An 11,601-nucleotide genomic window follows, 5' to 3' on the forward strand; every position below is an offset into this window, starting at 1 on the left:
AAGAATATGTCATTTTAATATTAAATGATAGGAAAAAATAAAAAAAGCTATTTTTCGCCTTCCCATTCTGCATAGAATTGCGATAAAAATTTCTCCATGAAAACATGTCTTTCTTTTGCGATTTTTTTTCCAGTTTCGGTATTCATTTTATCTTTAAGAAGAAGAAGTTTTTCATAGAAATGATTCAGTGTTGGAGCATTACTGTTTTTATATTCTTCTCTACTCATATTTAACTGAGGTTGAATTGATGGATTGTATAATGCTCTATTTTTGAAACCACCATAATTAAAAGTCCTGGCAATTCCTATTGCACCAAGCGCATCTAGTCGGTCTGCATCTTGAACAATGTCTAATTCTTTAGAAGTAAATTTTTTATCGAAATTGCCACCTTTAAATGAGATGTTCTCAATAATCGCTACAACATGATTAATCGTAGCCGCATTTACATTTTGACTTTCTAAAAATGCAGTGGCTACTATTGGACCTACGGTTTCGTCTCCATTATGAAATTTACTATCTGCAATATCATGAAGTAAAGCACCTAATTTTACAATTTCAAGATTACAGTCTTCTTCTTTAGCAATTAAAAGTGCATTTTTATAAACACGTTCAATGTGAAACCAGTCATGACCTCCTTCGGCATGTTGGAGTTTTTCTTTTACAAACAGTATGGTGTTGTCTATTAAAGACATAAATTTGGGAGTGTTAAAAAAAGATGTTGTTATAATTAATAAAACAACATCTTTTGTCTTATTGAAAATCTATTTTATTAATGCAGGTTGCACCCATTTGAATACATGTCCTGTTTCAGGAATGACTAATCTTTCAGAAATTTTTGCCATACGGGCAGGAAGTTTCATTAAGAAATCGCGTGCTTTTTCAGCTTCATCTGTTAAATTTACAATTTTATCAATTTCCCATTTATCAATTAATTTTTGCATAATATCTACATAATCATTTGCAGTGTAGACACCAATTCTTTGTGCAGAATCTGAAAATTGTTCAAAAGCAGTACTAATTTTTTGACCTGATTCTCTTAGGAAATGTGCAGGCATTGTAATTTTATGTTTCATCATGTGCTGAAAAGCCAACATCATTTCACTTGGGTCAACCTCAAAAATTTTACTCACAAACGTACTGTAAGCCTGATGATGACGCATTTCATCTCCAGCAATTAAACGACACATTTTTGATAATTTTTTGTCGCCAAATTTCTTTGCAATTTGTGCCACTCTATTGTGAGAAATATAAGTTGCTAATTCCTGAAAACTAGTATATACAAAATTTTTGTAGGGATCATTACTTGTGCCAATATCGAATCCATCATTAATTAAATGTTGAGTTGTCATTTCAATTTCGCGCATATCTACACGACCAGATAAATATAAATATTTGTTTAAAGTATCACCATGACGATTTTCCTCTCCTGTCCATTGTCTAACCCATTTGCTCCAACCATTCCCACCATTTTCTTGATCGATACCTTCAACCTGCATCAACCAAGATTCATAAGTTGGCAAAGCTTCTTCTGTAATGGTATCTCCTACCATAACTACCCAAAAATCATAGGGTAAATCTTTTGCAATTTCTCTCAATTCTGTAACTTCATCAAAAAACTTCTCATTTTGAGAGTTAGGTAGTAAATCGGTAGGTTGCCAAATTTTCTCAACTGGAATTAAAAATTCTTCAACAAAGGAATCAATTTTTTTTTCCAAAAACTGCATTACTTCTAGGCGTACGTTTTTTATTGACATTTTATTGTTTTTTTATGTGTTGTGTTATTGTGTTTTCTGTCTTTTCAAAAATTTCATCAAAAGAATATTCTGAAATTTTTAAAGGTTCGTGCACTTGAAATTCTAACGTATTACCTAATCCTAGTGGGAATTTTCCAAATCGTGTCATTTTCCAAGAATTGTTAATGGTTATAGGTGCAAAATAGGCATCTGGAGCAAATTTATATAACATCTTTAATCCATTAATAGAAAAAGGTTTTGGTTCACCTGTTTTACTTCTAGTTCCTTCTGGAAAAATGACAACAGAATAATTATTTTTGTTAATAAATTCAGCACATTTTTTTATTTCTGCTAATGATTGTTTTCCATCTTTTCGGTCAATTAAGGCAGAACCTCCATGTCTTAAATTATAGGAAACACTTGGGATTCCTTTACCTAATTCTTTTTTACTTATAAATTTAGGATGCCAATCACGAAGAAACCAAATCATAGGAGGAATATCATATAGACTTTGATGATTTGCAATGATGATTAAAGGAACGTTTTTAGGAAGTTTTTCAATTCCTTTAAAAGAATGTGTTGTTCCAAGAACAAGTGTACTTCTTACCAAGAGTAGATTCATTATGGCTACGCATTTTTTATGTGCTGTATATCCAAACAAATTGAAACAGACCCATTGTATTGGATGAAAGAGACACAACCAAAATAAAAATAAAAAAGTATACAATATAGAAATTGGGTAAGAAATAATCTTTTGCATAGCTGTCTAAAATTTAGACAAAGGTACTATATTAAAAACAAAAAAACCATTAGAGAATATAATGGTTTTTAAAATTAAAAGTAAAATAAATTGGTTAATCCATGATAGTACAAACACCATCTATGCAACCAATATTTGTGGGTGCAGTTACAACTTCACAATCTGAAACAGCACCAGTTTGAATATTATACGCATCATCTAAACTATTGTAATCATCTACCATTTGCTGTAAAGTGGGTAAATCTACTTCATTAGAAAAAACCAAATATTCTCTAGGACCACCACAAGGTTTTGCTCCAAAAGCAATGCTGTTGCAACCAGAAGAATTATCACATGAAAAACTATTGATATAGTTTGTGATTTCAGTTTTTTTAGCATCGAGTTGTTCAGGTGTTATGGTTGTTGGTAAAACATCGTCTTCACATTGAAAACTCTGCAAAAGCAATGCAAGCATTAAAACTCGTAAAATAATTTTCATAGCAATTTTTCATATAAGATGCACGTTTCTCTTTTTGGTTGCGTAAAAAAGAAGACCCTTTCAAAATAAATTTTGAAAGGGTCTTCTTTTTATTCTTTTTAAAGCTTAGCAATACTCGCTATAGGCATCTTTTAAATTTTCAGCAATTAATTCTGCTGGTCTTCCTTCAATATGATGACGCTCTAACATGTGAACTAATTCACCGTTTTTGAACAATGCCATACAAGGTGAAGAAGGAGGAAAAGGAAACATGTGTTCTCTTGCTTTATCAACAGCTTCTTTATCTACACCTGCGAAAACAGTAACAATATGATCTGGTTTTTTAGCATTCTCTAAACTCATTTTTGCTCCTGGTCTTGCGTTTCTAGCAGCGCATCCACAAACTGAATTTATAACCACTAAAGTTGTTCCTTCTTTTGCTAATACTGTATCAACTTCTTTTGCATTATGTAGTTCTTGAAAACCAGCTTCTGTTAGCTCGGCTCTCATTGGTTTTACCATTTCTTCTGGGTACATATTTTTTATTTTAAATTTCTTATTAGAGATTTAGATTTCATAAAATCTGCTACAAAGATAATGAGAATTATAATTTTAAGAATTAAAGAAATCATAAAGATTTATTATAATGGTATAAACAGATTTAAAATCTGATAACCGCGCTAATCAATGCTTTTATAAAAGGTATTTTTGGACATTTTAGGATAACTTTTAGATCTTCCCAATAACTAGTTTCTTCATCTAAAAATTTAAAAATAAGGTTTGGATTTCCTTTTTTAAAAAGAGAAGAAAAAATTCGCGATCCTAAATGATTTTCTTTAAAGAGAACTTCTATAAACAATTGGTCATACAACCAAAATTTATCTTTTTTATGAAATTTTCTAAAATCAATCTCTTGGGTTAAAAATTGGGTTAGTGCTCTGGATTTTTTTGTTACATTTTTGAATGTAAAACCTGTACTTGCTTTTGTCCAACCACCAGCAGAACCTATATTTATAATATTTTTTGTGTTGTGTTTCCAAAATTTATAGCATGTCATTGGGATATTCCCTTGTTCTTTCTCAATGACATGATAGTCTTTTATCCCTAGATTTTTAATATAATTGACAATTTCATCTTCATATTCTTTTTTCGGAAGTAAATTTTTTGAAAATAAAGTATACTCAATTAGAGCTTCAGTTGGAGAGGTTGGTAAAACATACATGAAACGTGTGTTTCCTTTCTGTGAAACAGAAAAATCCATAAATGTAGCGCAACCTGAATCAAAAACTGGTTCTTTAGATTGGATAAACCAACCGACAAAATGTTGTTGTAGTAAAGGATATTTTGTTTGCGATTTAACAACTTCAAGATCTAGGATAGAATTGAAAATTTTGGAGCATTCAAAATGATTTTTTTCTGTACGTACGATGCAATGATTATGCAAATCTTCGAAATGAATTACTTTTTCATTGATGAAAGTTATGTTTTTTTGTTTTAAAATTGTTTTAAAAACATAATTGTAATAATCAATTGCCTTAATCATTTTGTATTGATAAGGAGCAAAATTTAATTGTGTCTTTGTTGTTGTGTTTGAGAAAAGAGCTTTGTCCCAAGTTTTAGAAATTATTGTTTCATAAAGAGCTGAATTATCCCAAAAACACCAAGTTCTATCATTATTTGTCTTTTGGTTTTGATCGATTAGCAGGATAGATTTATCCTGAAATTTTCCAGAAAGGATCATTTCATAGACGGTCATTAAAGTAGAAAGACCTGAACCAGTGAAGATATAATCATAGTGTTGCATTTTTCAAAGATATTGAAGTAAGACAAAAAACAAAAGCCAATCTTTTATTAAGATTGACTTTCTAATTAATTATAACGTGCAAATTTTTTAAAGTGTTTTTAGAAATTCAATTACTTTTGTTCTATCTGCTTGTGATAAATTTTTAAATCTATTTTTAGCTTGTAAAGCTTCTCCACCATGCCATAAAATAGCTTCTTCAATACTTCTTGCTCTTCCATCATGAAGAAGAAAAGTATGATTATTAACCGTTGGAATGAGACCAATTCCCCATAAAGGAGGTGTTCTCCATTCCTTTCCTGTGGCTAAATAGTCAGGGGCATTGTCTGCTAATCCATCACCCATATCGTGTAATAATAAATCGGTGTAAGGTCGAATTACTTGATTTCTAAATGCTGCGATAGCATAGTTATTACTTGTTGTATGTTTAGGAATATGACATTTTACACATTGTAATTCTTCAAATATTTTTTTACCAGCTAGAATATTTTGATTGTCATAATTTCTTCTTGCAGGCACAGAAAGCGAACTGGAATATAAGACTACTTTATTTAAAGTTTCATCGGATATTTCTGGATTTCCTCCATTTGGAACAGGTGTTCCACTGAAATTACTAGGATAGTTTTCGTTAGGAAAAATTGAAGATGTTATACCAATATCTCCAGCAAAGGCTCCAGCAACTTGTTGTTTAATGCTTGGTTGGTTTGCTTTCCAACCGAAACGTCCCATTTTTGTTGATTGACTTTCAACATCGAAAACATAATTAGCTTTCCCAGAAATTCCATCGCCATCAGTATCGTTTATGTCTTGTAAACTTAATAAGGTTGCTTCTGGAATGGCTTCTAACAATCCCATACCTATCATTTGATTTGCAATTCTTGGGGAAACTTGTGTTGAAGCAGATAAAGGTCCATATCCTAATTGTCCAATAGTATATATTGGTTTGCGAAGCTCAACACTTGTTCCGTCTGCATAGATTTCATTAAAATACTGATAGGTTATTGTGTAACTCCCTTGTGTCGTTAGACCTGCAATTGCAATATCTTGTAATTGTCCACCATAAACAGGATCTGGCAAATAACCACCATGTGCATCTGTTTGTGGAATATTTAAACGTAATAATAACCCTCTTGCTAAATCACCATCAAAAGCAGGAGGTCTTCCTCTTCCATCTTTAAAATGACAACCTGCACAAGAAATGGCATTATAAAAAGGGCCTAGACCATCTCTAGCAGTGGTAGTGGCAGGGGCAGCAACCCAACTTTGTCTAAAGAAAGAATTTCCAATTCCAAAATCGGTTTGCTGTTCAGAAGTTAAGCTGAAACTAAAGAACCCAAAAGCTTCAGCCGAAGTATTAAAAATGGTTCCATTTAGACCTCCAGAATATTGTTCTTCCACTTCTGGAATTAATTGATAATCGGAGTCATCATTAGAACTACAACCCAAGAGAATAATACTTATGAATAAAGAGTAATATTGTTTGCAGTTTAACTTCATGTTTATTATTGAATTATGATACCTAATTTTTCGGCACCTGCTTTAAGGTTAGAACTTAAAAGTTGTATTGCATCTAAAGAAGCTTTCACTTTTGCACCTTCTACAGAAGTTGCCCCTTCTGATATAGCTAGATCGAAAGGAGTTAATATGGCATTTGTTTTTGCTACTGCATCTGTAATAGCATTTGATGTATCGTTTGCAACACTTGTGTTTACAGAATTAACTAAATCTTCTAAAGATTCACCACTAACCGTTCCATAGGTTCCTTTATACACATTAATTACACCTTGAAGGTTTAAAATAATATCTCTGTGTGTATTGTCGCTAAAACAAGAATGTTCATCTTCTTGATCTTGGGCATATAAAGCTGTTCTCATTCTTTCAACAGGCAATTCTGCATTAGCTAGCACGATAGCTCCTGTAAAAATTTTCTCTATAGCTACTTTATTATTTAAACCAACAAAATGATTTCTATAGGTTCCGTTAGGTTTCCATTGTTCAACTAAATAGTTTAAATGATCTGTTAATAAATCGGCACAAATGCTTAAATATTGTCTTCTTCTATTTTGATTTGTAGCAGTTCCACCATCAAGATAATCAGTATAAGGTCTTTGGCCGGCAAGATTTGCACTAGGTATTGTTAAATCTTGACCCCAAAGTAAGAATTCGATAGCATGATAACCGATGCTAATATTTTTTTCCCCTCCATTTTCATTTAAACTTTCTAAAAGTGCTTTACTTAATGTTGGATAGGTTACCAAGTTATTTATAATTCCAGAATTTGGATTACCCTCTACATAGTCCACAAAGTTTTCATCTAATGGCCAAGCGTTTAATAATGCTTCTGGTCCGTTCGCATCGTCAATTGGTCCATCTATGAAACGAAAAGCTTCAGTAGTACCATAACTTTCGCGAGCTGTTTTCCATGCGTTTTTAGCATTATCAAAAAGTGTTTGACTTGGATTAGCAATAAAGTCGTTAATTGCTCTTTCTAAGTTTACAGCATCATTATAAGATTGCAGATAGTTTTCATGTACTAAATTGACATAATTATTAATGACTTTATCTTCTAGAATTTCTCTACTATTATCTATAGTTTCGTCATCTTTTTGACAAGAATTGAATGTTAAACCTGTTATCAAAACTAAGGTTGATAATTTTAATATGGATAATTTTTTCATGTTTTGTATTTTATTTTGCAAACCTATAAATTTATTTAGACTTAATACAAATAAATCTTGAAAAAAAATCCAAGATTTATTTATAAGGTTAAAAAAGATTTTTTTTAATTAAGTATAGATTTGTTGAATAGTAATGATTTCCAATCTTTATAATGTGCAGATAGTAAATATATATTTGCAACTAAAAGTGCAGTAACGAGTACTAATTCTCCAATTTCATGAGGTTCGAGATAAAGATGAAATAAAAAAATATTAATGGTTAATGGAAAAGTTACTAAGGATCCAATTTTTGCAAAAACTTGACTTACCAAAAGGAATCCTGCGAGTAGTTCCATAATCCCTAAGAATGGCCAGAAATATCCAGTTTGTTTCATTCCAAAAATATAATTTTTTATAACTAGAACGGTTTCATTTGGAGCAATCTCTTCTCCATTTTTCACTTGTTCAATAATTTTATCTGGACGTGGTGTTTCTCCTCTAAATTTTCCAATTCCGCCATAAATCATAAATCCGCCAACAAACAGATTTATCACTATTATTATGATTTTTAACAATTTCATATTAGTTTAATTTAATATATTCAAAAGTAGTTGTTCCTCTTTCACTAGCTGAACTGAGCATAGATGTGAACTTTAATTTATAGATATTTCCTGCAGTATCTTTGATTACATAGAAACGATCTGTTTTTACAGAAGGCGAAGGAAAAGTAGATCTCCAATTCGAACCAATTACTCTTTTGTCTTTTGCGTTGGTTGTGTTAAAATTTGAATCTATAACATTGTTTAATATAAATGCATCGAATTCAAAATCTGTTGTTACAACACTATATGCAGTCGTGCCAGATAATGCATTTGTGATTACAACATCACTAAAAAAGTAAGTCACATTTTGACCTCCATATTGCGTATAATTCATAAAAGGAGTAAGGTTCAAATCCCATTTACCTTTTTCTGGTTCTACATTAACCAGTTTATTTGTTGTTAAACTAAAAAATACGTGATTGAAATTGTCATTTTTAGAAATGATTATTTCATTGTGAGTAGTTGCGTCTATAGCTGCATATTGTAATTTATAGTTATTTCCATCTCTTAGGATTCTAATTTTTTTCCAGCCTCTGTCGTTTCCAGTTAAAGCCGTTCCTGTCCCTGATGCATTTGTAGTAGCAACATCTTGACCTAAATTGACTAAATAAACTTTGTTTTCACTTGCAGTTGCAGAGATTTCAGCAATTGCAGTTCCAAATAAATTACCAGAAGGATCATCTATAAAGGCTGCACCTGCTGGGTCATAGTTTCCTGTGGTAACATTTAGATCTGCTGTTTGAATTTCATCAATATTAGTTGTTGAAAGTTGTTTTACAGCAAATTTATTAATAGCTGGATTCAATACTACTCTAAATTCAGCACCAGAATGAAAACCTAATTCCCAAGAGGTTCTTGAAATAGATGTTTTTTTGCCAGAACTTAAATCAATATAGACTTGATTTGGAAGTGTATTTCCCCCGTTTTCTACTACAGATGTATTTGATGTTATAGGCGTTTCATTGAAATTTAGTTGTGTGCTTTTTGTTGCGGTCGGAATCTCAATGTTGGAAAGAGAACTAGAAAGGATTGTGAATGTAACATTCTTTGTTTCTCCTTCTATTGCATCAATTAATTTGGTAAATATAAACGTTGTATTGCTAGCATTTGCTGCAAAAGGTACTGAAATTGTTGTTCCAGAAATATCTGGGTTAGTACTAAAATCGGTTCCATGAGTTACATTGGTTGGAGTTACATTTAGTATCATTGTTCCAGCAGAATTTGTAGGACTAGAAAAAGCAATAGTTACAGTAGTTTCTGTAGAGGATAAGTTAATGCTTTGATTCATAAAGGCTGCTTGAATAGTTGCTAATGTTTCTGAATCATCGTCTTTACTACAACTAAAAATGGTTATAGTGATTATAGATAAAAATAATAGGACACTTTTTTTCATGGTAAAATATATTTAGTTAATAATTTAAATTGTATGCGATTTTAATAAAGTAGGAACGACCATATCCGAGAAGAATGGTTGACGAATTTCCATGTGCTCCTGTAATCGTTCCTTGATTTACATTGGTTACGTTTAATAAATTTCGTGCTCCAAGTGTAACTTCTAGTTGTTTTTTATATAATAACTTTCTAACGGAAGCATCTAGGAAAGAGTAATTGTCAATTTCAGAAAGTTTATAAACAGTTTGATTGTTTTCTACGCTACTGATAAATTGTTGTTGTTTACCATTGAATTTATAATAAGCAGAAAATTGAATGTTGTTTTTCTGAATTTCATAGGAAAGACTTCCGTTTAATTGTAGATTATATAAGAATCGATCATCAGACTTTGCTTCTCCATTATCTATAAGCTGAGAAATTCCAACATATATTAATCCAGTAGAGAAATTCCAATTTTTATAGTGCAATTGATGTGTGGTTGCAATATTCCACATTTTATAGGAATTAATATTAATGTATTGATATATTGGATCTGTTGTTCCAGTTTCGAAACCAACAAAAGCCATATCAATGCGATCATCAACATTCAAAAACGCAGCTGATATTTGGTTCAACATTTTTAAATTTGAAGAAATTAATGCTGTTTTTTTTATGTTAAAATCGTATGACGTACTTTGTTCTGGAACTAAATTTTCATTACCATAGAATTGATGACCAGAAAATTTTATTTTAGAATATAATTCTTCAAAAGTAGGTACTCTGAAAGATTTTCCCATAGATGAGCGTACTTCAAATTCATTGTCAAATAAATAACGTAAACCTATTGAGCTAGCTGTTTGATTCTCGAATTTTGATTGAATTGAAGCTCTAATCCCTGTTCTAACTAATAATTTTTTAGTGGCTTTAATTTCTGATGCGATAAAGAAATCATAATTTTCAAATCGTTTTCTTACTAATACTAAGGATTGATTTTCTCCATCTACTAAAGCATATCCAAGATTATTTACAAGTTCGTATCCAATTTGTAAATCGGCTTTCTTATTTTTAAAAAAGTTACTAATGGTTCCTGTAGAATATACAACTTCAGCAGATTGGTTAGTTGTGGTATTGTTGCCTTCCTCATTATTGTTTTGGAAATTATATACAAAATCTTCTGTTGCTCTGCTTTGTTTTTGATGTGAGACGGAAACATTGTATTTTAAAGCAAATAATGTTCCAACACCATTCAAATGATGATAAAAGCGAGATGTTTTATACCTTCTATCTTTTGCGAATGTATTGGTTCCAAAAGGCGGATTGGCAATAGTTAATAGGTTTGGATTGTAATAATCTATATTTTCATTTAAATAATCGAACTTATAAAAAGCTCTAAATGCGTTTTTTTTATAAGAAAGTACTCCGTTAGTGAAATATTGCAATTTTGGAAGCCAAGTATAACCTCTTCTTCCATCAGATTCTGTATGATTTTCTCCTTTTTTAGCATCTAAATAGCCTTTAAAATCATTTCTATTTATTCCTATTGAGGCAAACCAATTCTCATTTATTTTATTGGAAACTTTAACGGTTTGAATATGTTTTCCTTTATTAAAAATGGCATATTCTTTTCCAACAGTTTCTTCTTGAATGCTTGCTGAAATTTCCCATTTGTTTTGTGAATTTTTCTTTGTTATTATGTTTAACATGCCTGTAACAGCTCCAGCACCATGAGTTACACCCATGGAACCTTCAATGATTTCAATTTGCTCAATATCATCTAAGTTAATCTGGGTTAAATCGATACTATTTCCTAAGCTATTATCGCTAACTATAGGAACATTATCTACAAGAATTTTAAAATAACTACTATCTAAACCAAACATAGAAACAGTTGAACGACCTGTTCCTGAGCTTGGAACAATGGTAATATTCAGGTACTGGTTTAAAACATCGGATAAATTATTTGCAGCTAATTTTTTTAGATCATTTTTTGTAATCACACGAACATTATGAACAGATTTTTTTAGTGATTGTGGTTCAAATTGCGCTGTAACAACAACTTCATTTAGTGGTTTAGTAATTATACTGTCTTTTAATAAATCTTGTGTAAACCCATTAAAACAAAGGAAAATTAGAAATATGTTAAGTAGTTTGTTTTTCATTATTTAGAAAGGTTCTTAATAAATTTTCGTCAAAAGTATATCTTATTTTTATTTATTCCAA

At 31.0% G+C, this 11,601-nt stretch carries 11 protein-coding genes; all 11 read right to left on the reverse strand.

The window, feature by feature from the left end; all coding sequences use genetic code 11:
* Nucleotides 1-47: 47 nt before the first annotated feature.
* The 11 genes from ACZ49Z_RS07110 to ACZ49Z_RS07160 all read right to left on the reverse strand — a co-directional run bounded on the left by ACZ49Z_RS07110 (nucleotide 48) and on the right by ACZ49Z_RS07160 (nucleotide 11,540).
* Nucleotides 48-692: an HD domain-containing protein gene (locus ACZ49Z_RS07110; protein WP_464307488.1), complete on the reverse strand. Its 645-nt coding sequence runs from the start codon at nucleotides 690-692 to the stop codon at nucleotides 48-50.
* A gap of 69 nt (nucleotides 693-761) precedes the next feature.
* Nucleotides 762-1,754, reverse strand: coding sequence for an acyl-ACP desaturase (locus ACZ49Z_RS07115; protein WP_464307489.1), 993 nt, complete (start codon nucleotides 1,752-1,754; stop codon nucleotides 762-764).
* A 1-nt stretch (nucleotide 1,755) separates the two neighbouring features.
* Nucleotides 1,756-2,493, reverse strand: a complete 738-nt coding sequence (locus ACZ49Z_RS07120; protein ID WP_464307490.1) for a lysophospholipid acyltransferase family protein — start codon at nucleotides 2,491-2,493, stop codon at nucleotides 1,756-1,758.
* Nucleotides 2,494-2,587: 94 nt separating this feature from the next.
* Nucleotides 2,588-2,971 (reverse strand): hypothetical protein, encoded by a 384-nt coding sequence (locus ACZ49Z_RS07125; RefSeq protein WP_464307491.1) that lies wholly within the window; start codon nucleotides 2,969-2,971, stop codon nucleotides 2,588-2,590.
* A 105-nt stretch (nucleotides 2,972-3,076) separates the two neighbouring features.
* A complete protein-coding gene (locus tag ACZ49Z_RS07130) occupies nucleotides 3,077-3,487 on the reverse strand; it encodes a BrxA/BrxB family bacilliredoxin (RefSeq protein WP_464307492.1) in 411 nt (136 codons plus the stop codon).
* Between the two features lie 124 nt (nucleotides 3,488-3,611).
* Nucleotides 3,612-4,754, reverse strand: a complete 1,143-nt coding sequence (locus tag ACZ49Z_RS07135) for a lycopene cyclase family protein (protein WP_464307493.1) — start codon at nucleotides 4,752-4,754, stop codon at nucleotides 3,612-3,614.
* Nucleotides 4,755-4,841: 87 nt separating this feature from the next.
* Complete coding sequence (locus ACZ49Z_RS07140) at nucleotides 4,842-6,248, reverse strand: di-heme oxidoreductase family protein (RefSeq protein ID WP_464307494.1); 1,407 nt, start codon at nucleotides 6,246-6,248, stop codon at nucleotides 4,842-4,844.
* 5 nt (nucleotides 6,249-6,253) lie between these two features.
* Nucleotides 6,254-7,429, reverse strand: coding sequence for an imelysin family protein (locus ACZ49Z_RS07145; RefSeq protein WP_464307495.1), 1,176 nt, complete (start codon nucleotides 7,427-7,429; stop codon nucleotides 6,254-6,256).
* Nucleotides 7,430-7,533: 104 nt separating this feature from the next.
* The gene (locus ACZ49Z_RS07150) at nucleotides 7,534-7,989 is read right to left on the reverse strand and encodes a DoxX family membrane protein (RefSeq protein ID WP_464307496.1); all 456 of its coding nucleotides are present in this window, start codon (nucleotides 7,987-7,989) and stop codon (nucleotides 7,534-7,536) included.
* A 1-nt stretch (nucleotide 7,990) separates the two neighbouring features.
* Nucleotides 7,991-9,403 (reverse strand): HmuY family protein, encoded by a 1,413-nt coding sequence (locus ACZ49Z_RS07155; RefSeq protein ID WP_464307497.1) that lies wholly within the window; start codon nucleotides 9,401-9,403, stop codon nucleotides 7,991-7,993.
* 16 nt (nucleotides 9,404-9,419) lie between these two features.
* Complete coding sequence (locus tag ACZ49Z_RS07160; protein WP_464307498.1) at nucleotides 9,420-11,540, reverse strand: TonB-dependent receptor plug domain-containing protein; 2,121 nt, start codon at nucleotides 11,538-11,540, stop codon at nucleotides 9,420-9,422.
* Nucleotides 11,541-11,601: the final 61 nt, after the last annotated feature.

This window comes from Flavobacterium sp. KY-23415, assembly GCF_055384985.1.